This is a genomic window from Kribbella qitaiheensis (assembly GCF_042657745.1).
In the GTDB taxonomy this organism is placed as follows: Bacteria; Actinomycetota; Actinomycetes; order Propionibacteriales; family Kribbellaceae; genus Kribbella; species Kribbella qitaiheensis.
The window spans coordinates 175443-200224 of the sequence record NZ_JBHSKE010000075.1; the positions used below are offsets into that span (position 1 = coordinate 175443).

Sequence of the window (24782 nt, forward strand, 5' to 3'; positions counted from 1 at the left end):
ACATGAACGATCGCTTGAAAGCACTCGCCGATGCCGGCGTGTCCATCTGGCTCGACGACCTCTCCAGGCAGCGCCTGGTCAGTGGCAGCCTGGCCGCGCTGATCCAGGACCAGTACGTCAGCGGGGTGACCACGAACCCGACGATCTTCGCCAAGGCGATCTCCGACGCGGACGCGTACGCCGAGCAGGTCACCCGGCTGGGCCGCGAGGGTGTCTCGACCGACCAGGCGATCCGGGTGATCACCACCGACGACGTGCGTGACGCCGCCGATCTGTTCAAGCCGGTGTACGACGACACCGACGGCGTGGACGGCCGGGTCTCGATCGAGGTCGAGCCCGGCCTGGCCCGCGACACCGCGAGGACGATCGCCCAGGCCGAGGAGCTGTGGAAGGCCGTCGGCCGGGAGAACGTCTTCGTCAAGATCCCGGCCACCAAGGAGGGGCTGCCGGCCATCACCGCGACCCTGGCCGCCGGCGTCAGCGTGAACGTCACCCTGATCTTCTCGCTGGAGCGCTACAAGGCCGTCGCCGCCGCCTTCCTGTCCGGCATGGAGAAAGCGGTCGAGAACGGTCACGACGTGACGAAGCTGGGCAGCGTCGCCTCCTTCTTCGTCAGCCGGTTCGACACCGAGATCGACAAGCGGCTGGACGCCATCGGCACCGACGAGGCGAAGGCGCTGAGGGGCAAGGCGGCGATCGCCAACGCACGGCTGGCCTTCGAGGCCTACGAGGAGATCTTCGCCTCCGACCGCTGGCGCGAGCTCGAGATCGCCGGCGCCAAGCCGCAGCGCCCGCTGTGGGCCTCCACCGGCGTCAAGGACCCCGCGTATAAGGACACCATGTACGTCGAGGAACTGGTCACCTCGGGCGTGGTGAACACGATGCCGCAGGCAACCATGGAGGCGGTCGCCGACCACGGCGACGTCACGGACGACGCCGTCCGCGGCCGCTACGACGAGTCCCGCAAGGTGATCGAGGACCTGGAGAAGCTGGGCATCTCCTATGACGCGGTGGTGCAGATCCTCGAGGACGAGGGCGTGGCCAAGTTCGACGCGTCCTGGTCAGAGCTGCAGAACACCGTGACGGCGGCGCTGAAGCAGGGATCGGCCAAGTGACCACTCCCGCTGTCCGTACCGAGAACGGTGACTGGGCCGCGACGATCGACCGGCTGGTGTCGGAGAAGATCGCCTCCCGGATCGCCGCCAAGGACGCCACCATCTGGGGTCCGGAGGCCGAGCCGGAGTCGTCGATCAGGCTGAACTGGGTCGACCTGCACGAGACCTCGCGGCCGCTGCTGGCCGAGATCGAGGCGCTGCAGGCCGACCTGCGGTCCGAGGGCCTGGACCGGATCGTGCTCTGCGGCATGGGTGGCTCGTCCCTGGCTCCCGAGGTGATCACCCGCACCGCGGGCGTCGACCTCGTGGTGCTGGACTCCACCAACCCGAGCGTGATCGCGCGGGCCCTGGCCGGCGACCTGCAGCGCACGGTGGTCGTCGTCTCCAGCAAGTCCGGCGGCACGGTCGAGACCGACAGCCAGCGCCGGGTCTTCGTCAAGGCGTTCACCGACGCCGGGATCGACGCCTCCTCACGGATCGTCGTCGTCACCGACCCCGGCTCGCCGTTCCAGAAGCTCTCCGAGGACGAGGGCTACCGGAAGACCTTCCTGGCCGACCCGAATGTCGGTGGCCGCTACAGCGCGCTGACCGCCTTCGGCCTCGTCCCGTCGGCACTCGCCGGCGCCGATGTCGCCGAACTGCTCGACCAGGCTGCCGAGGCCGCGCCGTCGCTCCAGGCCGACTCCGCGGACAACCCGGCGCTCGTGCTGGGCGCAGTACTGGCTGCCAGTGAGGGCCGGGACAAGGCGATCCTCGCGGCGCACGGCTCGGACATCGTCGGGTTCCCCGACTGGGCCGAGCAGCTGATCGCGGAGAGCACCGGCAAGAACGGCACTGGTGTGCTGCCGGTCGCGGTCAAGGGTGAGCACGCCCCTGAGCTGCACAAAAGCCTGCCCGACATCGTGCACGCACTTCTCGCGGACAAGGCGACCAACAACGAAGTACCGACCGGTCTGACGTCCGGGTCGCTCGGTGGGCAGCTGCTGCTGTGGGAGACGGCCACAGCAGTCGCGGGCTACCTGCTCGGGATCAACCCGTTCGACCAGCCCGATGTGGAGAGCGCCAAGAAGGCCGCGCGCGGTCTGCTGGACGCGCAGCCCGAGCCTGAGCCGGCGGCCTTCACCGACGGCGCCGTCGAGGTCCGTGCCACCGAGGGCCTGCTCGACGGCGTCGACACGGTTCAGGGCGCGCTCGACTCGCTGCTGAGCCAGCTCGCCGACGACGGCTACGTCGCCGTGATGGCGTACCTCGACTCCGAGCGCGACGAGAACCTGATGGCGATCCGGCCGGCCCTGGCCGCGCGGACCGACCGGCCGGTCACCTTCGGCTGGGGCCCGCGCTTCCTGCACTCCACCGGCCAGTACCACAAGGGCGGCCACCCGCAGGGCGTCTTCCTGCAGGTCACCAGCACCGAGACGGGCGATGTCGAGATCCCGGACCGGCCGTTCACCTTCGGCACGCTGATCTCGGCCCAGGCAGCGGGTGACGCGAACGTGCTGGCCGAGCGCGGACGGCCGGTACTGCGGTTGCACCTGACCGACCCCGCGGCCGGCGTACACCAGCTCATCTCGCTACTCGACGCCCACGACAAGTCGGAGGACGGCGGCACATGACCGCGGAACTCGATGAGGAGCAGACAAACCGGCCGGTGAACCCGCTCCGGGATCCCCAGGACAAGCGGCTCCCCCGGATCGCCGGGCCCTGCAGCCTGGTGATCTTCGGTGTCACCGGCGACCTGGCCCGCAAGAAGCTGATGCCGGCCGTGTACGACCTGGCCAACCGGGGCCTGTTGCCGCCCGGGTTCGCGCTGGTCGGGTTCGCCCGGCGGGACTTCTCCAACCAGGACTTCGCGCAGATCGTGCACGACTCGGTCAAGGAGCACGCGCGGACGCCGTTCCGGGAGGAGGTCTGGCAGCAGCTCGCCGAGGGCTTCCGGTTCGTCCCGGGAGACCTGACCGACGACGCCGCGTTCGAGCGGCTGCGGGAGACCGTCGAGGAGCTCGACGTCAGCCGGGGCACCGGTGGCAACCACGCCTTCTACCTCTCGATCCCGCCCGGCCTGTTCCCGGAGGTCGTGCGGCAGCTGGCCGAGCACGGGCTGACCAAGGAGCGGCCGGGTTCCTGGCGCCGCGTGGTGATCGAGAAGCCGTTCGGCCACGACCTGACGAGCGCTCGCGAGCTGAACCACGTGGTCGAGTCGGTGTTCCCGCCCCAGGCGGTCTTCCGGATCGACCACTACCTGGGCAAGGAGACCGTCCAGAACATGCTGGCGGTCCGGTTCGCCAACTCGATGTTCGAGCCTGTCTGGAACAGCAACTACGTGGACCACGTGCAGATCACCATGGCCGAGGACATCGGCATCGGTGGCCGCGCCGGGTACTACGACGGTATCGGCGCTGCCCGGGACGTGATCCAGAACCACCTTCTCCAGCTGCTCGCGCTGACCGCGATGGAGGAGCCGGTGAGCTTCGACGCCTGGTCGCTGCGGCAGGAGAAGAAGAAGGTGCTGGCGGCGGTCAAGCTGCCGGAGCGCCTGGACCTGCACACCGCTCGCGGCCAGTACGCCGCCGGCTGGGCGGGCGGCGTCAAGGTGAAGGGCTACCTGCAGGAGGACGGCATCCCGCAGGACTCGAACACGGAGACGTACGCCGCGATGCGGGTGGACGTGGACACCCGTCGCTGGGCGGGCGTGCCGTTCTACCTGCGCACCGGCAAGCGGCTCGGCCGTCGCGTCACCGAGGTGGCCGTGATGTTCAAGCGCGCGCCGCACCTGCCGTTCACCAAGACGGAGACCGAGGAACTCGGCCAGAACGCCCTGGTGATGCGGATCCAGCCGGACGAGGGGATGACGCTGCGCTTTGGCGCGAAGGTACCCGGCACGATGATGGAGATCCGCGACGTGAACATGGACTTCGCCTACGGCGGGTCCTTCACCGAGTCCTCCCCCGAGGCCTACGAGCGGTTGATCCTGGACGTGCTGCTCGGCGATCCACCGCTGTTCCCGCAGCACACCGAGGTGGAGCTCGGCTGGAAGATCCTCGACCCGGTGATCGAGTACTGGTCCAAGCACAGCCAGCCGGAGCCGTACTCGTCCGGCAGTTGGGGTCCGAAGTCCGCCGACGAGATGCTCGCTCGTGACGGACGCTCCTGGAGGCGGCCATGATCATCGACCTGACCAGCACGACGTCGAGCGAGATCGCCTCGGCGTTGCTGAAGGCCCGGCGCAGCGCCGGTTCCCCGGCCATGGGCATGGTCGGCACTGTCGTGGTCGTCGTCGACGAGGCGTCGCACCATGACGCGATGAAGGCGGCGAACGAGGCAGGCCGCGAGCACCCGTCCCGAGTCCTGGTGGCGATCCTGCGACCGGGTCGCGGTACCGGTGGTCTGGATGCCGAGGTCCGGGTCGGCGAGGGAATTCCCGGCGAGGCCGTGCTGCTGCGGTTGCACGGCGAGCTCGCCAAGGTGCCGGAGTCCGTCGTCATCCCGCTGCTGCTGCCCGACTCCCCCGTCATCGTCTGGTGGCCGGGTGGCGGTCCCAAGGCGCCTGCAGCGGACCCGCTGGGCAGTCTCGGCCGTCGGAGGGTCACCGACGCCGCCGAGACGCGCAAGGCCCGTGAGGCGTTCGTCGCCCGGGCCGAGAGCTATGTGCCGGGCGACACGGACTTCGCCTGGACGCGCTTGACCCCGTGGCGTGCGCTGATGGCCGCGGCCCTCGACCAGTACCCGACAAAGGTCAGCGGCGCCGAGGTGGTTTCCGCCCGGGGCAACGCCAGCGCGGATCTGATGGCAGCCTGGCTCCAGTGCCGCCTCGGTGTTCCCGTGGAGCAGCGGACCTCCCGCGGCCCGGGCATCACCGCGGTACGGATGTTCACGCCCGCCGGGCCGATCGCGCTGACGCGGCCGGACGGTGCGGTGGCGACGTTCAGCATCCCCGGGCAGCCTGACCGGCCGGTGGCGCTGAAGCGGCGGGTGACGTCGGAGTTGCTGAGCGAGGAACTGCGGCGGATGGACCCGGACGATGTGTACGCGCAGTCGCTGGCGTGCATGGTCGAGCGGGAGAACATGCCAGCCGAGGCCAAGACGGTCGGCGCGGCCGATCGCCGGTCCACGCAGAGCGCCGCCGAGAAGGCAGCAGCCCGTACTTCGCGCGTCGCCGGCAAGGCTGCCTCGCCGCGACTCGAGGCGAAGGCGGCCGGCAAGGGCCGTTCCGCCGCGAAGAAGACGACTGCTCGTAAGTCCGTCGCGAAGAAAGCGGCTGCCGCGGCCAAGAAGGCGACCACTGCCAAGAAGGCGCCAGCTGCGAAGAAGGCGGCAGTTGCGAAGAAGGGCACGAGCAAGAGGGTGGCCGGCCGCTCATGAGTTCACCGTCGATCCTGGTCAACCGCGACGCCGAGGGCCTCGCCCACGCCGTCGCGGCCAGGCTCATCACCCGCCTGGTGGACGTGCAGAGCAGCGGCGAGGTCGCGCAGGTCGTCCTGACCGGCGGCCGCGTCGCCGCGGTGGTCTACCGGGCCGTGGCGGAATCCCCTGCCCGCAGCGCGATCGACTGGCGCCGGGTCGAGTTCTGGTGGGGCGACGAGCGCTTCCTGCCCGAAGGAGACCCGGAGCGCAACGAGACCCAAGCCTGGGACGCGTTGCTCTCGCACGTCGACGTGGATCCCGCACTCGTGCACCCGATGCCGGCCGACACCGGCCAAGGTCCCGAGGCGGCCGCGGACGAGTACGCCGCGACCCTCGCCGCGGCAGCCGGTCCCGGTGATCGTGACGGCGTGCCCACGTTCGACGTCCTGATGCTGGGCGTCGGGCCGGACGGGCATGTCGCGTCGCTGTTTCCCGAGCACCCCGCACTGCAGGAGGTGGAGCGGTCGTCGGTCGCCGTACACGGAGCGCCGAAGCCGCCGCCAATCCGGATCTCGCTCAGCTTCCCGGCACTGAACCGCGCGCACGAGGTGTGGTTCGTGGTCGCCGGCGACGACAAGGCGAAGGCGGTACGGCTCGCCCTGTCCGGCACCGGACCGCTGCAGATCCCCGCCGCCGGGGTGAAAGGCCTGAACCGCACCCTCTGGCTCCTCGACGAGGCGGCGGCAGGCGACATTCCCCACGAGATCCGGGCACCCCGCACCTGATCCTTCCCGCTCTCTGGCGTCGCGGGGTGCTTCGGCGGTGGCCGAAGTGTTTCGCTGTCAGGATGGCGGTATGACGACCTTTCGTGAGCTGCACGACGGATCCTTCGTGATGCCGAACGCCTGGGACGCCGGGAGCGCGGTCCTGCTCGCCGAGGCCGGGTTCTCCGCGATCGCGACCACCAGTGCCGGGATCGCCTTCTCCCTCGGCGTCGGTGACCACAGCCTTCCCGACGGGGCGCCGTCGGTGTCCAGGGAGGTGATGTTCGAGCGGATCCGGCAGATCGCGGACGCTAGCTCGGTCCCCGTGAACGGCGACCTCGAGGACGGGTACGGCGAACGTCCGGAGCAGGTGGCGTCGACCATCCGGCTCGCGCTCGACGCAGGGCTCGCAGGCGGCAACATCGAGGATTTCGACGGCCGGGAACTGTACGACGAGGCGCTGTCGGTCGAGCGGATCGTGGCCGCCCGAGAGACGGGTGGAGCTGACTTCGTGCTCACTGCCCGTACGGATGGGCAACTACTGAAGCAGCCCACTCCCCTGGCGGACTCGATCCGTCGCGCCAACCTGTTCCGCGAGGCCGGCGCCGACTGCCTCTTCGTCCCCGGCGTCAACGACCTGGGCACGCTCGAGACGCTGGTGAAGGAGATCGACGGGCCGCTGAACGTCGTCCTCGGTCTCGGCAGCTCCACGCTGACCGCGCAGGACGTGTTCGGGATCGGCGTCACCCGGATCAGCCTCGGCGGCAGCATCGCCCGGGCGGCACTCGGCTTCATCCGGCGCAGCGCCCAGGAACTGCTGACTCAGGGGACCCTGGGCTTCGCCGCCGACCAGATCCCCCAGGCCGAACTCAACCAGCTGTTCGCGAAGAACGCCTCAGCGACGAAGGACTAGTACGCAGAGTGCTGGAACGCGGACGCCCGGGTGGTCCTTGCGGACCGGCCCGGGCGTGCGTTCGTCCTGGTGGAACTCAGAAGATCACTTCGCCGCGAGCGCGGCGGGCGCGGAGCTTCTGGAGTGCCTCGTCGAGGATCTCGGCCGCTTCCTGCTCACTGCGGCGTTCCTTGACGTAGGCGAGATGGGTCTTGTACGGCTCGATCTTCGGGGGCGGCGGAGGGTTGTTGACGTCGGTGCTGGTCGGTAGACCACACCTCGGACAGTCCCACGCCTCCGGGATGGCTGCCTCGACCGCGAACACCGTCGCCGTCTCGTGCCCATTGGCACAGAAGAACACGATGCGCTGCCGGGGCGCGGTGTCGCCGCGCTCCGCCTCACCCATCGGTCCGGCACCGACCCGGCTGCCACGAATTGCGCTGGCACCACCTGCCACGGGAGCTACTCCCCTCTCAGCCGAGCTTGTAAAGCAGGCCGAGCGCGACGATAGCAGCGAACCAGATCAGGCCGACGCCGATCGTGATCCGGTCCAGGTTCCGCTCGGCGACCGAGGAGCCGCCCAGGCTGGACGACACACCGCCACCGAACAGATCCGAAAGACCGCCACCGCGGCCTTTGTGCAGCAGCACGAGCAGCGTGAGGATCAGGCTGCAGATGATGACGACGATCGAAAAAGCGAGAATCACGAGGAGTAGCCTAACTGAAGGTCCAGGTAACGGCAGATACCGGCGAACTCGTCCACCTGCAGGCTAGCTCCACCCACCAGGCAGCCGTCGACATCCGGCTGGGCCATGATGCCACTTGCGCTGCTCATCTTCACCGACCCCCCGTAAAGAATGCGTACCGAGTCGGCCACCGCGGGTGAGATCTCCTCCAGCCGGCCCCGGATCGCGGCGCAGACCTCCTGCGCGTCCTCGGGAGTGGCCACCTCGCCGGTGCCGATCGCCCAGACCGGTTCGTACGCGATGACGATCTTGCGGACGTCGTCCGGCTTCAGCCCGGCCAGCGCACCATCGACCTGGCCCAGGCAGTGGTCGACGTGCCCGTCGGCCTTGCGGACGTCGAGACCCTCGCCGACGCAGATGATCGGGACCAGCCCGGCCGCGAGCGCCTTGGTGGCCTTCGCGTTCACCAAGGCGTCGTCCTCGTGGTGGTACTGGCGGCGCTCGGAGTGCCCGGCCAGCACGTAGGTGCAGCCGAGCTTGGTGAGCATGGCCGCCGAGATGTCCCCGGTGTACGCGCCCGCGTCGTACTGCGACACGTCCTGCGCGCCGTACACGATCTTCATCCGGTCACCGTCGACGAGCGTCTGCACGCTGCGGATGTCGGTGAACGGCGGCAGCACCGCCACCTCGACCCGCTCGAAGTCGTGCTTCTTGTCCTGCAGCGTCCAGCTCAGCTTCTGCAGCAGGTGCACGGCTTCCACGTGGTTGACGTTCATCTTCCAGTTGCCCGCCATCAACGGCGTACGGGCAGCGTTATCAGCCATCAGGTGTCAGTCCTCTTCCAGCACAGCAAGACCCGGGAGCTCTTTGCCCTCCAGGTATTCGAGCGACGCGCCACCACCGGTGGAGATGTGCCCGAACTGGTCGTCGGCGAAGCCCAGCTGCCGTACCGCGGCGGCGGAGTCGCCACCGCCGACCACACTGAGCCCGTCCACCTCGGTCAACGCCTGCGCGACGGCCTTGGTTCCACCGGCGAACGCCTCCATTTCGAAGACACCCATCGGGCCGTTCCAGAAGACCGTCCTGGCCGACGAGATCTCCGCGGCGAAGGCCTTGCCGGAGTCCGGGCCGATGTCGAGGCCGAGCTGGTCGGCCGGGATCGCGTCCGCGGCGACGACCGTGGCGGGAGAGTCGGCCTTGAACTCGGGCGCGACCACGATGTCGGTCGGCAGCACGATCTCGACACCCTTGGCCTTCGCGCTCTCCAGGTAGCCCTTCACGGTGTCGAGCTGGTCCTCCTCGAGCAGGCTCTTGCCGACCTCGTGGCCCTGGGCCTTGAGGAAGGTGAAGACCATGCCGCCACCGATCAGCAGCTTGTCCGCCTTGGCGAGCAGGTTATCGATCACCGCGAGCTTGTCGGACACCTTCGCGCCACCCAGGACGACGACGTACGGGCGGGCCGGGTCCTCGGTCAGCTTCTTCAGTACCTCGACCTCAGCGAGCACCAGGCCGCCGGCCGCGTGCGGGAGCTGCCGGGCCACGTCGTACACGCTGGCCTGCTTGCGGTGCACGACGCCGAAGCCATCGCTGACGAACAGGTCGGCCAGGCCGGCGAGCTCCTCGGCCAGCGCGGTCCGCTCGGCCTCGTCCTTGCTCTCCTCGCGCGGGTCGTACCGGACGTTCTCGAGCAGCAGGACCTCGCCCTCGTCCAGCTCCTGGACGGCCTCCTGCGCGGAGTCGCCGGTCACGTCGGTGGCGAAGTGCACCTTGATGCCCTCCGGCTCCAGCAACTCACCGAGCCGCTTGGCGACCGGAGCGAGGGTGAACTCGGGGTTCGGCTTGCCCTTGGGGCGGCCGAGGTGGGCGGTCACGATCACCTTGGCGCCGGCCTTGGCCAGCTTCACCAGGGTCGGCACGCTGGCCCGGATGCGGCCGTCGTCGCCGATCTTCTCGCCGTCGATCGGCACGTTCAGGTCGGAGCGCACCAGTACCCGCAGGCCGGCCACGTCCCCGAGGTCTTCGATCGTCTTCACAGTTCAGCTTCCTTCAACGCAGTGCTGCTTCGTCGGGGCGCCAACGTCCGAAGAACCGTGCGCCCTAGGCCACAGTTCTTCGGACGCAAGGCGAATGGGGAGCCGTCAGAGCGAGGCGCCGACGTGGTTGACCAGGTCGACGAGGCGGTTCGAGTAGCCCCACTCGTTGTCGTACCAGCCGACGACCTTGACCTGGTTGCCGATCACCTTGGTCAGGCCGGAGTCGAAGATGCAGGACGCCGGGTCGGTGACGATGTCGGTCGAGACGATCTCGTCCTCGGTGTAGGTCAAGTAGCCCTTCAGCGCGCCCTCGGCGGCCGCCGCCCTGTAGGCGTCCTTGACCTCGTCGACCGTGACCTCGCGGCCGACGGTGACGGTCAGGTCGGTGGCCGAGCCGGTCGGGACCGGAACGCGCAGCGCGTAGCCGTCCAGCTTGCCCTTCAGCTCCGGCAGCACCAGACCGATCGCCTTCGCGGCACCGGTCGAGGTCGGCACGATGTTCAGCGCGGCGGCGCGGGCGCGGCGCAGGTCCTTGTGCGGGCCGTCCTGCAGGTTCTGGTCCTGGGTGTACGCGTGGATCGTGGTCATCAGACCCCGCTCGATCGTGAACGCGTCGTTCAGGACCTTGGCGAGCGGGGCGATGCAGTTCGTGGTGCAGGACGCGTTCGAGATGACCGTGTGCTTGTCGGCGTCGTACAGCTGGTGGTTGACGCCCATCACCACGGTCAGGTCCTCGTTCTTCGCCGGGGCGGAGATGATGACCTTCTTGGCGCCGTTGTCGGCGTGCGTCTTGGCCTTGGTGGCGTCGGTGAAGAATCCGGTGGACTCGATCACCACGTCGGCGCCCACGTCAGACCACTTCAGGTTCGCGGGGTCGCGCTCGGCGAACGCCTTGAAGGTCTGGCCGCCGACGCTGATGTCGGTGTCGGTCGCGGACACATCGCCGGGGAAACGGCCCAGGATCGAGTCGTACTTCAGCAAGTGGGCCAGGGTCTGGTTGTCGGTCAAGTCGTTGACGGCGACGACCTCGATGTCGGCACCGGCCGCCTGCACGGCGCGGAAGAAGTTACGGCCGATCCGGCCGAAGCCGTTGATACCTACGCGAACGGTCACGGGACTGCGTCTCCTCAGAACTAGCTTTTGAGCACTGCCGCTATGCCCGAAACACTAGCCCAACAGCCCACTCGACCCACTGGTACCGTCCACATCAGACCACCACCCACCCACACGGTCGCAACGTCCGAACGACTGTGGGCCATAGGCCTCGGTACTTCGGACGTTGCGTTCCGCCAGGGGTCAGGCCGCCAGGGTCAGGCGGGGTCGAGCATGTCGGGGGTGAGGTTGGCCTCGGTGTTCGGGATGTTGAGGTCGGCGGCGCGCTTGTCGGCCATCGCCAGCAGGCGGCGGATCCGGCCCGCGACGGCGTCCTTGGTGAGGGCCGGCTCGTGCAGCTGGCCGAGCTCCTCGAGGCTGGCCTGCTTGTGCTCCAGCCGCAGCTTGCCCGCCACCTGCAGGTGGTCCGGGACGTCGTCACCGAGGATCTCCAGGGCCCGCTCGACCCGGGCACCGGCGGCCACGGCCGCACGGGCGGACCGGCGCAGGTTGGCGTCGTCGAAGTTCGCGAGCCGGTTCGCGGTGGCGCGGACCTCGCGACGCATCCGCCGCTCCTCCCAAGCGAGCACGGACTCGTGCGCGCCGAGGCGGGTCAGCAGGGCACCGATCGCGTCGCCGTCGCGGATCACCACCCGGTCCACGTTGCGGACCTCACGGGCCTTGGAGCCGATCCCGAGGCGACGGGCAGCACCTACCAGGGCCAGCGCTGCCTCCGGACCGGGGCAGGTCACCTCGAGGGACGAGGAGCGGCCCGGCTCCGTCAGCGAGCCGTGCGCCAGGAAGGCCCCGCGCCAGGCCGCCACGGCGTCGCAGGAGGCGCCTGACACGACCGCCGGCGGAAGACCGCGGACTGGGCGTCCGCGGTTGTCCACGAGGCCTGTCTGCCGCGCCAGAGCGTCGCCGTCGCGGACCACGCGGACGACGTACTTGGTCTGCTTCCGGATACCGGACGGGGAGATCACCACGACGTCCGACGGGTGTCCGAAGATCTCGGCGATGTCCTTGCGCAACCGGCGGGCGGCGGCACCGCTGTCGAGCTCGGCCTCCACCACGATCCGGCCGGACACGAGGTGCAGGCCGCCCGCGAAGCGCAGGACGGAGGACACCTCGGCCTTGCGGCAACAGGGTTTGGTGACCTGGATGCTGGTCAGCTCGGACTTCACCTGTGCTGTCATCGCCATGTAGGGAATCCTCCCACTGCTGTCAAAGACCCTCGCGTCACCACTGGTCCAACTGCCCGCACCCCTACCCCGTTACGGCTGACCTCACGCAGGTGATGGGTGGGCCGCAGAATTCGCGGCAGCAACCTTTCCGGTGGCCGGCGTCGTTCCTTCCCCGACAATCGAGAGGAGCGGCCGATGCGAAGACGGGACGAGGTGGACTTCACCGAGTTCGCGACCGCGGTCGTACGCCGGTTACGCCGTACGGCGTATCTGATGTGCGGCGACTGGCACCGGGCCGAGGACGCAGCCCAGGACGCACTGGTCCGCGTGTACAAGGCGTGGCACCGGCTGGACCACCGGGCGGGCCTCAACACCTATGCCCACAAGGCCGTCGTGTCGGTCGTGCTCGACCAGGCGAAGCGACCGTGGCGACGCGAGCATGTCGTCGACCAGCCCGTGGAACAACCTCTGGCGGACCCGGCCGGCACGATCGACGACCGCCTGCTGGTGATCCAGGCGCTGGCGGAACTGCCACCTCGGCAGCGCGCCTGCGTGGTGTTGCGGTACTACGCGGACCTCAGCCTCGAGGAAACCGCGAGCGTGCTCGGCATCGGCGTCGGAGCCGTCAAGAGCCAGAGCTCACGCGGCCTCGCCACTCTCCGCGAAGTGCTGAACCGCCCAGAGCTGGAAGAGCCCGTCGACGACCGGGAAGAGGTCTTGTCATGACACCCGAGATCAAGGACCTGCTGGCCGGTGCCGCCGACGACACCGACCGGCCGCTGCACCACTCCATCGACGACGTCGTACGCCGGGGCCGGCGCAGCCTGCGACTGCGCCGGGCAGGCGTGGTTGCGGCCGGCGCGATCACGGCCGGGGCCGTCGTCGCCGGCGTCACCACCTGGTCGGACGGCAACCCCGTCAACGGTGTCCAGCCGGCCAGTCCCCCGGCTATCGGGGAGCTGCTGCCGCTCCAGCCGCCGCCCAGCAGCCTCACCGACGCGCAGATCATCAAGCGCTGCGAGCCGCAGGACAAGCAGTGGCAGCGCGGCAGTCGCAAGGCCGGGGGTGGCACTGGGTCGATCACCGGCTGGAAGGTCGCCGTCAGCCAAGCGAAGGGCGCCTGGTTCCGGGCGATCCTGCTGTCTCCCGACCGCAAGAGCTGGGCGTTCTGCCAGCACAACGCCGGCACCGGCGCCCCTGGCGACAACTACCTGCGCGAAGACCTGAAATGGCAGCAGGCCTTCGAGGTTTGGACCGACCGCGACGGCGCGGAAGGCACCGTGCCGAAGAACGTCGCCGCCGTCGACTTCGAGATCGACGGCATCGTCAGTCCGGCGACGGTGCAGAACGGCTTCCTGCTCTGGTACGCCGAGCTGACGCCCACCGACGTACGCGACAAGCCGATCTGGGCGATCTACTACGACGTGAACGGGCGGGAGCTCGCCCGGTTCGACTCGAACGTCTACAACCCCTGGGAGGGGTACAACGCCGACCGGCAACCGGTCTACCCGAAGTGAGTCACTCGAAGATCTCGCGGTAGATCTTGGCGAGTTTGCCGGGGTCGTGGTGCAGGTGGCGTTCGTCGTCGGCGATGTCGGCGATCACCAGGTGTGCGCCGAGCGAGTCCGCAGTACGTTGCAGCGACGCCGGGTCCGGCACGTGGCCCTCATCCGCCAGCACGACGTCGATCCGCAGGTCGGGTGCGTGCGCGGCCAGTACTTCGAGGTGGGTCTCCGGCGAGAACCCGGCGGTCTCGCCCTTCTGCTCTCCCAGGTTCAACGTCAGCAGCCGGCGGGCGTTCGTCTCCTGCAGGCCGCGGGACAACGCCGGGACGAGCAGGTTCGGGATCACGGAGGTGAACCACGACCCTGGACCAACGACGACCCAGTCGGCCTCCGCGATGGCGACCAGCGCCTCCGGGCAGGCCGGCGGGTCGGCCGGGTCGAGCGCGACGTCCACCACGTGTCCCTCGGTGGTCGCCACCTCGGTCTGGCCGCGGATCTCGGTGATCGCCTCGGGATGCGCGGGATCCAGCCCGAGCACGCGCGCGGTGATGTCCAGCGGTACGGCGGACATCGGCAGTACGCGGCCCTGAGCGCCGAGCAGTCTGGCCACCCAGTCGAGTCCGTCGACGGCCTCGCCGAGCAACTCCCACAGGGCCACGATGAGCAGGTTGCCCACCGCGTGGTCGTGCAGGGCGCCGTCGCTGCGGAAGCGGTGCTGCAGCACGTCCGCCCAGGTGCGGCCCCACTCGTCGTCGCGGCACAACGCGGCCAGCGCCATCCGGAGGTCCCCCGGTGGCAGCACGCCGAGCTCGCTGCGCAACCGGCCGGAGGAGCCGCCGTTGTCGGCGACCGTCACGACCGCCGTCAGCTGGTCGGTGACCTGCCGGAGCGCGGACAAGGAGGCGGCGAGACCATGCCCACCACCCAGTGCGACAACGCGGGGCGATCGCGACACTACGCCGTCACTCCCGCCCCAGATCCCTGTGCACGACCAAGGTGGGTGACCCCTTCTCCCGCAGCCTGCGAGCGATCTCCTCGGCCATCGCGACGCTCCGGTGCTTCCCACCGGTGCAGCCGATCGCGACCGTGACGAACCGCTTGCCCTCGTTCAGATAGCCGGTCCGCAGGGTGTCCAGCACGTCCACGTAGTTCTGCAGGAACTGCTGGGCCAGCGGATGACCGAGCACGAAGTCTGACACAGGTTTGTCCTGGCCCGTCATCGGGCGCAGGTCGGGCTGCCAGTACGGGTTCGGCACGAAGCGCATGTCCGCCACCACGTCGGCGTCCACCGGGATGCCGTACTTGAACCCGAAGGAGACCACGGTCGCGCGCAGCTCGGCGTTCTCCTCCTCGCCGAAGGCGTTCACGATCTTCGCCGCGAGCTGGTGGATGTTCAGGCTGGAGGTGTCGATCACCATGTCCGCGCCGGCCCGGATGTCACCGAGCAGCTCGCGCTCGCGCTGGATCCCGGTCAGCAGCCGGCCCTCACCCTGCAGCGGGTGCGGCCTCCGGACGCTCTCCTGCCGCCGCACGATCACGTCGTCGGAGGCCTCCAGGAACAGTGTGACCGGCCGGTACCCCTTGGTCCGCAGGTCCTGGATCGCCGAGCCGAGCTCGTCGAAGAACATCCCGGTCCGGACGTCCACGACGATCGCCAGCCGGGGCGAGGCGCCGGTCCCGACGACCTGCTCGACGATCGTGGTCAGGAACATCGGCGGCAGGTTGTCGACCACGAACCAGCCGAGATCCTCCAGCACGTCCGCGACCGAACTCCGTCCCGCGCCGGACATTCCGGACACGATAATGAGGTTGCCGCTCGACTCGTCCATCAGTTCTCAAATCTCCCCGTTCAGGTCCCCGTCGGGCAGACCGGCAAGCTCCGGCCCGTCGTCGTCCAGTATCTCGCCCGTGGCGGTGTTGACCGACGGTGCGCGGGACGTGTCGGCCTTCGTTGCCGCGGAGTTCACTGCCAGTACTACGGACTCGGCGGTCCGGCGCCCGAAACCGGGCAGCTCGGCGACCTCGTCGACACTCGCCTGGCGCAACTTCTTCAACGAGCCGAAGTGTTTCAGCAGCGTCTTGCGGCGGACCTCGCCGAGCCCGGCGACATCGTCCAGCACGCTCTCGACCATCGACTTGGACCGCCGGTTGCGGTGGTGGGTGATGGCGAACCGGTGGGCTTCGTCGCGCAGCCGCTGCAGCAGGTACAGGCCTTCCGAAGTACGGGAGAAGATGACCGGGTCCTCGTCGTCGGGCAGCCAGACCTCCTCGAGCCGCTTGGCCAGACCGCAGACCGGGATGTCGCCGAGGCCCAGCTCGTCCATCGCCTGGCGGGCCGCCGCGACCTGCGGCGGGCCACCGTCGACGACGACCAGGCCCGGCGTGTAGGCGAACTTCTTCGCCCGGCCGGTCTCCGGATCGACCAGGTACGCCGTCGGGTCCTCCCCCTCCGGGATGTCCGCGCGGTCCTCCAGCAGCCGCTTGAACCGCCGGGTCAGCACCTCGGCGATCGACGCGACGTCGTTCTGGCCCTCGACGCCCTTGATCACGAACCGCCGGTACTCGCTCTTGCGCGGCAGGCCGTCCTCGAAAACGACCATCGAGGCGACCACCTCGGTGCCCTGCAGGTTCGAGACGTCGTAGCACTCCATCCGCAGCGGCGCCTCGGGCAGATCGAGCGCCGCCTGGATCTCCTCGAGCGCCAGGTTGCGGGTGGTCAGGTCGCTGGCCCGCTTGGTCTTGTGCATGGTCAGCGTCTGCAGCGCGTTGCGCTCGACGGTCGCCATCAGGTCCTTCTTGTCACCGCGCTGCGGAACCCGGATCGCCACCCGCGAACCCCGGAGCTCGGAGAGCCACTGGATCAGGGCTTCCTCCCCCTCGGGCACGGTCGGCACCAGGATCTCCCGCGGGATGGCGTCCGAGGTCTCCCCCGCATACGTCTGCTGGATGAACCGCTCGACCAGGTCGGCCGTGGTCGCGTCACCGTCCGCCTTGTCGGCGATCCAGCCGCGCTGACCGCGAATCCGCCCGCCGCGCACGTAGAAGATCTGTACCGCGACCTCCAGCGGGTCCTCCGACAACGCGATCACGTCCGTGTCGGTGCCGTCGCCGAGAACCACCGCGTTCTTCGCCAGCGCCTTGTCCAGGGCACTGAGGTCGTCGCGGATCTTGGCGGCCTTCTCGTACTCGAGCTCGATCGCCGCCGCCTTCATCTCCCGCTCCAGGCGGCGCACGTACGTCGCGGTCTGGCCGGACAGGAAGGCCGAGAAGTCCTCGACGATCTTGCGGTGCTCCTCCTGGCTGACCTGGCCGGTGCACGGCGCGGCGCACTTGCCGATGTAGCCGAGCAGGCAGGGCCGGCCGATCTGGCGGTGCCGGTTGAAGACGCCCTTGCTGCACGAGCGCATCGGGAACACGCGGAGCAGCAGGTCGACCGTCTCGCGGATCGCCCAGGCGTGGCTGTACGGACCGAAGTACCGGACGCCCTTCTTCTTCTGGCCGCGGCCGACCATCACCCGCGGGTACTCCTCGTTCAACGTGATTGCCAGCCACGGGTAGGACTTGTCGTCGCGGTACTTCACGTTGAAGCGCGGGTCGTACTCCTTGATCCAGGAGTACTCCAGTTGCAGCGACTCGACCTCGTTGGCCACCACCGTCCAGTCGACCTTCGCCGCGGTCGTCACCATCGACTGGGTCCGCGGGTGCAGGTTGACCAGATCCTGGAAGTACGACGACAGCCGGGCGCGCAAATTCTTCGCCTTGCCGACGTAGATCACCCGTCCGGACGCATCGCTGAAGCGGTACACGCCGGGGGAATCGGGAATCGACCCCGGAGCAGGGCGATAGGAGGAAGGATCAGCCACCGAACCAGCCTAGTTCGCCCCGCCGACAGCCCTTCCGCGGCACCGGCCGGCCGGCTGTCGGCACGGTGGTGGAGAGCTCATGGTTGCGATCGCGCGGAGATCGTGTTGCGGCTTGTCCCATAAGGCCGGTCTGACCCTGATTGGGATGGGCGCCCTCCGTAACTTGTAGCTCAGGGTAGATGCGCAGGACCTGAGCGTGAGGCAACGGGCCCGCGCTTGACTCGAGGGAGTTCCGCCCATGTCCCCAGTGACAACACCACGTCGGTTGCGGACCGCGATCGGTGCGACCGCCGCGGCCGCACTCGCCGTCACCGGTCTGGTCGCCACCGCGGCCGGCAGCGACGCCAGCCAGACAGCCCCCACCAGCGCCACCGCCACCGTTCGCGGCGCGGACAGCCCGACCGCGATCCCCGGCAGCTATGTGGTCGTCCTCTCCGGCAATCGCTCGCCCGCGGCGACCCGCGCCACCACGCAGAGCCTCGCGACGTCGTACGACGCGAAGGTGCGCAAGCAGTTCAGCGCGAGCATCAAGGGATTCTCTGCGAGCATGACGCCGGAGCACGCCCAGAAGATGGCCGCTGACTCGCGGGTCGCGTTCGTCCAGCAGAACCAGAAGTTCACCGCGAACCAGGACAACCCGCCGTGGGGCCTGGACCGCACCGACCAGCGCGACCTGCCGCTGGACCAGAAGTTCGAGCCCTCGGCAACGGCCGACAACGTCAACGTGTACGTCATCGACACCGGCATCTATGCCGCTCACAACGACTTCGGCGGCCGCGCCTCGGTCGGCACCGATACCGTCGGCGACGGGCAGAACGGCGTCGACTGCATGGGCCACGGCAGCCACGTCGCGGGCACCATCGCGGGCACGAACTTCGGTCTGGCCAAGGGCGCGAAGGTCTTCGGTGTCCGGGTGCTCGACTGCAGCGGCTCCGGTTCGACCGAGAGTGTTGTCGCGGGCATCGAATGGGTGACGGCCAACGCGAAGAAGCCGGCCGTCGCGAACATGAGCCTCGGCGGTGGCGCCGACGAGGCGCTGGACGCCGCGGTGAAGGCCTCCGTCGACTCCGGTGTCACCTACGCGGTTGCTGCCGGCAACGACAGCTCGGACGCCTGCGGTGGCTCGCCGTCCAAGGAGCCGTCCGCGATCACCGTCGGGGCGACCGACGACCAGGACGCCAAGGCGACCTTCTCCAACTGGGGCACCTGCGTCGACCTTTTCGCGCCGGGCGTCGACGTGGAGTCGGTCGGCATCACCGCGCCGGACTCGACGGCCAAGATGAGCGGTACGTCGATGGCGACCCCGCACGTGGCGGGTGGCATCGCCCTCTACCTGAGCGCGCACCCCGACGCGACGCCGGCGGACGTGGCGACCGCGCTGGTCGGCGCGGCGACTCCGGACAAGGTCGGTGACCCGGGCACCGGCTCGCCGAACAAGCTGCTCTTCGTCGGCGCGGTGGACCCGACCCAGAGCTGATCCGGCGGAGTACCTCTAGCTGAAGCGGAAGGCCCGGCCACCTGACCGGGCCTTCCGCATGTCCTCGACCGTCCCCCACAGCCGATCAGAGGACCGTCTATCAGGCGGAGGCGACGATGTTCTTGCCGTCGACCGCCACCGGGACCGCGGCGAGCGGCGCCGGCGCCGGACCGCTGATGACACTGCCGTCGGTGGCGTTGTACTTGCTGCCATGGCACGGGCAGGTGATGGTGTTGTCCTCCACCGTCCGGACGAGGCAGCCGGCGTGTGTGCAGACCGCCGTGAACCCCTTGTACTGGCCGGACGTCGGCTGCGTGACCACGACCTTCGCGTCCTGGAAGACCATCCCGCCGTTCACCGGGACGTCCGACACCGGACCGAGCACCGCTCCCCCACCACCACTGCTCGGAGTACCGGCCGAGGAAGGCGCCGAAGACGGTGCCGACGTCGGAGCCGAGGTCGGGGCCGAGCTGGAGCCGGTGCTCGACGGTGTGCTGCTCGCATCGTTGCCGCCACCGCACGCGGCGAGAAGCGGCACACTGACGCCGGCGAGACCGGCCACTGCGGCACCCCGGAGCACCGCCCGCCGGTCACGCAGTGTGTCGATCGCCTTGGCGAGTTCGGCCGTTCTGTCGTCGCTCATGAATCTGGACCTCCAAGAGCTTGCTGAGAAAAGTAGTTGAACGTTCTGCTTCTTTATTTTCTACCCGGCCTGACCAAACCAGGCCATACTTCGACGAACGAGCGGATCGGCACAACGGTTCATCACGGTGCCGAAATCGCTCGAAAGTCAGCGGGTGGCACGCTCCACCAGGCGGGCGGCGAACTCGAGCACGGCCCGGCGGGTGGCCGGTTCGAGCTGCTCGGGACGCAGCGGCCAGGCGTGGCCGAGATGCTCGTCGTACGGGAGGACGACGTAGCCGAGGCCGCGGTCGGACACCGCCGACTGCAGCCAGCGCACCGGCTCCGGGTCGTTCGGCTGGCCCTCGGCGATGATCACCAGGCCCTTCTGCACCAGCATCTGCTGACGTCCGTGGTCAACTGGTCGAGCAGATCGATGCTGGGCCGCGCACCCTCGCGGGACGACGGGACCACCAGCGCGACGGAGTGGGCCGCGCCGGCGACGTACCCGGTCGCCTCCTCGAACAGGCCCGCCGGGCAGTCGACGAGCGACAGCGGGATCTGGTTCGCTCCGCCGACGTTGCGGGCGGCAAGCACTTCGCTGATCGCGTCGGCGGTGGGCTCGAGCGGGCCAGCTGGATCCGCGAGTTCGGGGTGTTCGCGAGACCCTGGTCGAGCCGGTGGGTCAGCTTGCCCTCGCGCGGGAACGCGTCGACGGCCAGCACGATGTCGGTCCGCTGCGAGGCGAGCGCGTCGGCGAGCAGCGCGGTGACGATCGACGTCCCGCTCAGCGGCACCGGGCCGATCACGCCGATCATCCGGCCGATCCCGATCGGGCGGCGGATGATCGCGATGTTCTCCACGTCGCGTTGCATCCGGCCCGAGGCGCCGGCGATGTAGGCCGCCTCCGCGGCGAACCTGCCGATCCGGCGCAGGAAGCCGCCCGAGCCGGTCCGGTCCTCGTGCTGCAGCCCGACCGACCCAGTTGCCACCGGCAACGGCCCGGCGAGCGGGTCTTGGTACGCCGGGGCGTAGGCATGCGCGTCCGGTCCCCCGTCAGGCGCCGGGTTGTCCCACGAGCTCGCCTCCTGCGGCGGCATCTGCTGCGTCGGCGGTTGCGTGTACTGCTGCTGGTACGGCGCCGGTGGCACCTGCGGCACCGGCCCGTACGGCGGCTGCTCGTACTGCTGCACCGGCGGTTGCTGATACTGCGGGTACTGCGGCGCCTGCTGATACTGCTGGGCCGGGTCGTACTGCGGCTGCTGCTGATACCCCTGGTCATACTGCGGCGGGTACTGCTGCTCATACCCCGGCTGCACGTACTCCTGCGGCGGGTAGCCCTGAGGCGGCGGATAAGCCTGCTGCGGAGGCGGATAGCTCTCCTGCTGGTAGTTCTGCTGCTCCGGCACCGGGTAGTTCTGCGGCGGGTAGTTCTGCGGCGGCGGTTGATAGGGCGCCTGGTTGTACTGCGGCTGCACGTACTCGGGCTGCTGCTCCTGCGGCGGCACCGGCGCACCCCACCCACTGCCGGCAGGCGCGGGCACCGCCGGCATCGTCGGCGGCGGGTACTGCTCCAGACCAGGCGCACCCTCCTCTCCACCCACAGCAGGGGCGGAGGCGGCACCGGATGGCGCGGCGGCGTTCTCAGCCGCCGCAGACCCGTCGTCGAGGCGGTTCATCAGCTCCGCCCGCCAGTTGGACCCGGTCATACCATCCGATCAGAAGACATCGAGCAGATCGCTGAACACCCCGAATGCTCCGAGTACCAGCGGGATCAGCGCCACCACGGCCAGCACCTGGAGCTGGTCCAGGACCTGGCCGAGCCGGACCTGCACGTGGTCCTGCGGCGTCCAGCTCAGGCCGAAGGCTCCGACTATCGCCACCACCACGAGTAGTCCGCCTGCGACAAGTGTGCCACCCACCGACTGCTGGGACAGTTCCTGGACCAGCGCGGCGACCACAACTCCCGCCGCGGCGAACAGCCCCAGCACCTCCGCGGCCAGCGGGTACAGCCGCGACCGGGCGCACAACAGCAACGCCAGCACGGATGCAACGTCGGCCAGGAGGGTGACACTCCTGGCCGACGGTTGATCGTTGTACTGCGAGCGCGTGGGGTCCTTGTACTGCTAGCGCGCCACTCGCTTGGCGGCGGTCTTCTTCGCCGGCGCCTTCTTGGCCGCGGTCTTCGTCGCCACCTTCTTCGCAGCCCCGGTCGCGACCTTCTTCACCGCACCGTTGGCCGCCTTCTTGGCAGCACCATTGGCCGTCTTCGTCGCAGCGCCGTTCGCGGTCTCCTGAGCGGTCGTCGTAGTATCGCCGGACTTCGCAGCGGCCGCGAGCTTCTTGGCGCTCGGCTTCGCGGCACGACCGTGCAGGATCTCCGCGAGGAACTCACCCGTGTAGGAGTTCGGGTTCGCTGCGACGTCCTCCGGGGTCCCTTCCGCGACGAGCGTGCCACCACGGCGGCCGCCGTCGGGACCGAGGTCGACGATCCAGTCCGCGGTCTTGATCACGTCGAGGTTGTGCTCGATGACGAGCACCGAGTTGCCCTTGTCCACCAGGCTGCCGAGCACGCCCAGCAGCTTGCGGATGTCCTCGAAGTGCAGACCGGTGGTCGGCTCGTCCAGCACGTAGACCGTGCGCCCGGTCGACCGCTTCTGCAGCTCCGATGCCAGCTTGACCCGCTGCGCCTCACCGCCGGACAGGGTCGGTGCGGGCTGTCCGAGCCGCACATACCCGAGACCGACCTCGTTCAGCGTGGTCAGGTGCCGGGCGATCGCCGGGATCGCCGCGAAGAAGTCGGCGGCCTCCTCGATCGGCATGTCCAGGATGTCCGCGACCGTCTTGCCCTTGTAGTGCACCTCGAGCGTCTCCCGGTTGTACCGGGCGCCGTGGCACACCTCGCAGGGCACGTAGACGTCGGGCAGGAAGTTCATCTCGATCTTCAGCGTGCCGTCACCCGAGCAGGCCTCGCAGCGGCCGCCCTTGACGTTGAACGAGAACCGGCCCTGCTGGTAACCCCGGACCTTCGCCTCCGGCGTCTCCGCGAACAGCTTGCGGACGTGGTCCCAGACTCCCGTGTACGTCGCCGGGTTCGACCTCGGCGTCCGTCCGATCGGTGACTGGTCGACGTGGATCACCTTGTCGACGAGCTCCATGCCGGAGATCTTCGTGTGCCGGCCGGGGATCGTCCGGGCGCCGTAGATCTGCCGCGCGAGCGACGTGTAGAGGATGTCGTTCACGAGCGTCGACTTGCCCGAGCCGGACACACCGGTGACCGCGACGAAGACCCCGAGCGGGATCGTCACGTCGATGTCCTGCAGGTTGTGCTCGCGCGCGCCGTACACGGTGAGCTCGCGGCCCTCCGTCAACGGCCGGCGCACCGGCGGGATCGGGATCTCGCGACGGCCGGAGATGTAGGCGCCGGTGATCGAGTCCGGGTGGTTGCGCAGGTCCTCGACCGTGCCGGAGACGACAACCTGGCCGCCGTGCTCACCGGCACCCGGGCCGATGTCGACCACCCAGTCGGCGTGGTCGATGGTGTCCTCGTCGTGCTCGACCACGATCAGCGTGTTACCCAGGTCCTTCAGCCGGACCAGGGTGTCGATCAGCCGGCGGTTGTCCCGCTGGTGCAGACCGATCGACGGCTCGTCCAGCACGTAGAGCACGCCGACCAGGCCGGAGCCGATCTGCGTCGCGAGCCGGATCCGCTGCGCCTCACCGCCGGACAGCGAGCCGGCCGGCCGGTTCAGCGCCAGGTAGTCCAGGCCCACGTCGAGCAGGAACCGCAGCCGCTCGCCGATCTCCTTGACCACCCGCTCCGCGATCTGCTTCTCCCGCGGGCTCAACTCCATGTCGGCGAGGAACGCGTGCACCTCGTCGATCGACATCGCGCTCACCTCGGCGATGTTCTTGCCGCCCATCGTGACCGCGAGCGAGATCGGCTTCAGCCGGGCGCCGTTGCACGCGAGGCACGGGACCTCGCGCATGTAGCCCTCGAAGCGCTCCCGGCTGGTGTCGCTGGACGACTCCGCGTGCCGCCGCTCGACGTACGGGATCACCCCTTCGAAGGTGGTGTAGTACGAGCGCTCGCGGCCGTAGCGGTTCTTGTACGAGACGTGCACCTGGCGGTCGTGCCCGGTCAGCAGCGACTTCTTCGCCTTGGCCGGGAGTTCGCCGAACGGCGTACTCGTCTTGATCTTGAGGTCCTTGGCGAGCGCGCCGAGCAGCCGCTCGAAGTACTGCGAGACGTTCTGGCCCGACCAGGGTTGGATCGCGCCCTCGTCGAGGGACTTCGACGGGTCCGGGACCAGCAGCTCCGGATCCACCTCCATCCGGGTGCCGAGCCCGGAGCAGACCGGGCAGGCGCCGTACGGCGAGTTGAACGAGAACGAGCGCGGCTCCAGCTCGTCGATCGCCAGGGGATGGTCGTTCGGGCAGGCGAGCTTCTCGGAGAACCGGCGCTCGCGGTGCGGGTCGTCGTCCGGCAGGTCGACGAAGTCCAGCGTGACGATGCCGCCGGACAGGCCGAGCGCGGTCTCCACCGAGTCGGTCAGCCGCTGCTTCGCGGAACCCTTGACCGCGAGCCGGTCGACCACGACGTCGATGGTGTGCTTCTTCTGCTTGTCCAGCTTCGGCGGCTCGGTCAGCTGGATGGTCTCGCCGTCCACCCGGGCGCGGGAGAAGCCCTGACCGGTCAGCTGCCGGAAGAGGTCGAGGTACTCCCCCTTGCGGCCGCGGATGACCGGCGCGAGCACCTGGAATCGGGTGCCCTCGTCCAGGTCGAGGACGCGGTCCACGATCTGCTGCGGGGTCTGCCGGCTGATCGGCTCCCCGCACTCGGGACAGTGCGGCCGGCCCGCGCGGGCGAACAGCAGCCGGAGGTAGTCGTAGACCTCGGTGATCGTGCCGACCGTCGAGCGCGGGTTCTTCGAGGTGGACTTCTGGTCGATCGAGACCGCGGGCGACAGGCCCTCGATGAAGTCGACGTCCGGTTTGTCCATCTGGCCGAGGAACTGGCGCGCATACGCCGACAGCGACTCGACGTAGCGCCGCTGGCCCTCAGCGAAGATCGTGTCGAAGGCCAGGCTGGACTTGCCGGACCCGGACAGCCCGGTGAAGACGATCATGGCGTCGCGTGGCAGGTCGAGCGAGACGTCCTTCAGGTTGTGCTCACGCGCTCCACGCACGATCAGACGATCAGACACAA

The 24782-nt window shown here is 69.1% G+C and carries 23 protein-coding genes; 9 read left to right on the forward strand and 14 right to left on the reverse strand.

What is annotated here, in order from left to right; translation table 11 throughout:
- Positions 1-2: 2 nt before the first annotated feature.
- The 6 genes from tal to ACFPJ1_RS39735 all read left to right on the forward strand — a co-directional run bounded on the left by tal (position 3) and on the right by ACFPJ1_RS39735 (position 7133).
- Entirely contained in the window at positions 3-1115 is a 1113-nt protein-coding gene (gene tal / locus ACFPJ1_RS39710; protein ID WP_380111530.1) for a transaldolase, read from the forward strand.
- On the forward strand, positions 1112-2728 hold the full coding sequence (locus ACFPJ1_RS39715; protein ID WP_380111531.1) for a glucose-6-phosphate isomerase: 1617 nt from the start codon (positions 1112-1114) through the stop codon (positions 2726-2728). The genes tal and ACFPJ1_RS39715 overlap by 4 nt, the downstream gene beginning before the upstream one ends.
- Positions 2725-4278, forward strand: coding sequence for a glucose-6-phosphate dehydrogenase (gene zwf / locus ACFPJ1_RS39720; protein WP_380111532.1), 1554 nt, complete (start codon positions 2725-2727; stop codon positions 4276-4278). The genes ACFPJ1_RS39715 and zwf overlap by 4 nt, the downstream gene beginning before the upstream one ends.
- Entirely contained in the window at positions 4275-5474 is a 1200-nt protein-coding gene (locus ACFPJ1_RS39725; RefSeq protein WP_380111533.1) for a glucose-6-phosphate dehydrogenase assembly protein OpcA, read from the forward strand. Before zwf ends, ACFPJ1_RS39725 begins: the two co-directional genes overlap by 4 nt.
- On the forward strand, positions 5471-6241 hold the full coding sequence (gene pgl / locus ACFPJ1_RS39730) for a 6-phosphogluconolactonase (RefSeq protein WP_380111534.1): 771 nt from the start codon (positions 5471-5473) through the stop codon (positions 6239-6241). The genes ACFPJ1_RS39725 and pgl overlap by 4 nt, the downstream gene beginning before the upstream one ends.
- A gap of 70 nt (positions 6242-6311) precedes the next feature.
- Positions 6312-7133: an isocitrate lyase/PEP mutase family protein gene (locus ACFPJ1_RS39735; protein WP_380111535.1), complete on the forward strand. Its 822-nt coding sequence runs from the start codon at positions 6312-6314 to the stop codon at positions 7131-7133.
- Positions 7134-7209: 76 nt separating this feature from the next.
- Here the strand turns inward: ACFPJ1_RS39735 and ACFPJ1_RS39740 are convergent, their stop codons facing one another.
- From ACFPJ1_RS39740 to whiA, 6 genes are all read right to left on the reverse strand, one after another.
- The gene (locus ACFPJ1_RS39740) at positions 7210-7569 is read right to left on the reverse strand and encodes an RNA polymerase-binding protein RbpA (RefSeq protein ID WP_380111536.1); all 360 of its coding nucleotides are present in this window, start codon (positions 7567-7569) and stop codon (positions 7210-7212) included.
- A 16-nt stretch (positions 7570-7585) separates the two neighbouring features.
- Positions 7586-7819, reverse strand: coding sequence for a preprotein translocase subunit SecG (gene secG / locus ACFPJ1_RS39745; RefSeq protein ID WP_132298030.1), 234 nt, complete (start codon positions 7817-7819; stop codon positions 7586-7588).
- Positions 7816-8622, reverse strand: a complete 807-nt coding sequence (gene tpiA, locus ACFPJ1_RS39750) for a triose-phosphate isomerase (protein WP_380111537.1) — start codon at positions 8620-8622, stop codon at positions 7816-7818. The genes secG and tpiA overlap by 4 nt, the downstream gene beginning before the upstream one ends.
- A gap of 6 nt (positions 8623-8628) precedes the next feature.
- Positions 8629-9831 (reverse strand): phosphoglycerate kinase, encoded by a 1203-nt coding sequence (locus ACFPJ1_RS39755; RefSeq protein ID WP_380111538.1) that lies wholly within the window; start codon positions 9829-9831, stop codon positions 8629-8631.
- A gap of 105 nt (positions 9832-9936) precedes the next feature.
- Positions 9937-10944, reverse strand: a complete 1008-nt coding sequence (gene gap / locus ACFPJ1_RS39760; RefSeq protein ID WP_380111539.1) for a type I glyceraldehyde-3-phosphate dehydrogenase — start codon at positions 10942-10944, stop codon at positions 9937-9939.
- A gap of 197 nt (positions 10945-11141) precedes the next feature.
- Positions 11142-12125, reverse strand: coding sequence for a DNA-binding protein WhiA (whiA, locus tag ACFPJ1_RS39765; protein WP_132191256.1), 984 nt, complete (start codon positions 12123-12125; stop codon positions 11142-11144).
- A gap of 177 nt (positions 12126-12302) precedes the next feature.
- Here whiA and ACFPJ1_RS39770 point away from each other — a divergent pair, with 177 nt between their 5' ends.
- Together ACFPJ1_RS39770 and ACFPJ1_RS39775 are read left to right on the forward strand one after the other, a co-directional pair.
- Positions 12303-12833 (forward strand): SigE family RNA polymerase sigma factor, encoded by a 531-nt coding sequence (locus tag ACFPJ1_RS39770; RefSeq protein WP_380111540.1) that lies wholly within the window; start codon positions 12303-12305, stop codon positions 12831-12833.
- Positions 12830-13624 carry a hypothetical protein gene (locus tag ACFPJ1_RS39775; RefSeq protein WP_380111541.1) on the forward strand — a complete coding sequence of 265 codons (795 nt, stop codon included), beginning with the start codon at positions 12830-12832 and terminating at the stop codon, positions 13622-13624. Before ACFPJ1_RS39770 ends, ACFPJ1_RS39775 begins: the two co-directional genes overlap by 4 nt.
- Position 13625: 1 nt before the next feature.
- Here ACFPJ1_RS39775 and ACFPJ1_RS39780 read toward each other — a convergent pair whose 3' ends face one another.
- The 3 genes from ACFPJ1_RS39780 to uvrC are packed head-to-tail and all read right to left on the reverse strand — an operon-like array spanning position 13626 to position 17475.
- Positions 13626-14567, reverse strand: a complete 942-nt coding sequence (locus ACFPJ1_RS39780) for a gluconeogenesis factor YvcK family protein (RefSeq protein ID WP_380111542.1) — start codon at positions 14565-14567, stop codon at positions 13626-13628.
- Positions 14568-14574: 7 nt separating this feature from the next.
- A complete protein-coding gene (gene rapZ / locus ACFPJ1_RS39785; protein ID WP_380111543.1) occupies positions 14575-15441 on the reverse strand; it encodes an RNase adapter RapZ in 867 nt (288 codons plus the stop codon).
- Between the two features lie 6 nt (positions 15442-15447).
- Positions 15448-17475 carry an excinuclease ABC subunit UvrC gene (gene uvrC, locus ACFPJ1_RS39790; RefSeq protein ID WP_380111544.1) on the reverse strand — a complete coding sequence of 676 codons (2028 nt, stop codon included), beginning with the start codon at positions 17473-17475 and terminating at the stop codon, positions 15448-15450.
- Between the two features lie 238 nt (positions 17476-17713).
- On the opposite strand from uvrC, the gene ACFPJ1_RS39795 reads away from it, so the two are divergent.
- A complete protein-coding gene (locus tag ACFPJ1_RS39795) occupies positions 17714-18952 on the forward strand; it encodes a S8 family peptidase (RefSeq protein WP_380111545.1) in 1239 nt (412 codons plus the stop codon).
- Between the two features lie 100 nt (positions 18953-19052).
- Here ACFPJ1_RS39795 and ACFPJ1_RS39800 read toward each other — a convergent pair whose 3' ends face one another.
- The 5 genes from ACFPJ1_RS39800 to uvrA all read right to left on the reverse strand — a co-directional run bounded on the left by ACFPJ1_RS39800 (position 19053) and on the right by uvrA (position 24780).
- Entirely contained in the window at positions 19053-19595 is a 543-nt protein-coding gene (locus ACFPJ1_RS39800) for a Rieske (2Fe-2S) protein (RefSeq protein WP_380111546.1), read from the reverse strand.
- 147 nt (positions 19596-19742) lie between these two features.
- Positions 19743-19973, reverse strand: coding sequence for a hypothetical protein (locus tag ACFPJ1_RS39805; RefSeq protein WP_380111547.1), 231 nt, complete (start codon positions 19971-19973; stop codon positions 19743-19745).
- 16 nt (positions 19974-19989) lie between these two features.
- The gene (locus ACFPJ1_RS39810; RefSeq protein WP_380111548.1) at positions 19990-21282 is read right to left on the reverse strand and encodes a hypothetical protein; all 1293 of its coding nucleotides are present in this window, start codon (positions 21280-21282) and stop codon (positions 19990-19992) included.
- Positions 21283-21291: 9 nt separating this feature from the next.
- The gene (locus ACFPJ1_RS39815; protein WP_380111550.1) at positions 21292-21618 is read right to left on the reverse strand and encodes a hypothetical protein; all 327 of its coding nucleotides are present in this window, start codon (positions 21616-21618) and stop codon (positions 21292-21294) included.
- Positions 21619-21699: 81 nt separating this feature from the next.
- Positions 21700-24780, reverse strand: a complete 3081-nt coding sequence (gene uvrA / locus ACFPJ1_RS39820) for an excinuclease ABC subunit UvrA (protein WP_380111551.1) — start codon at positions 24778-24780, stop codon at positions 21700-21702.
- Between the last annotated feature and the right edge of the window lie 2 nt (positions 24781-24782).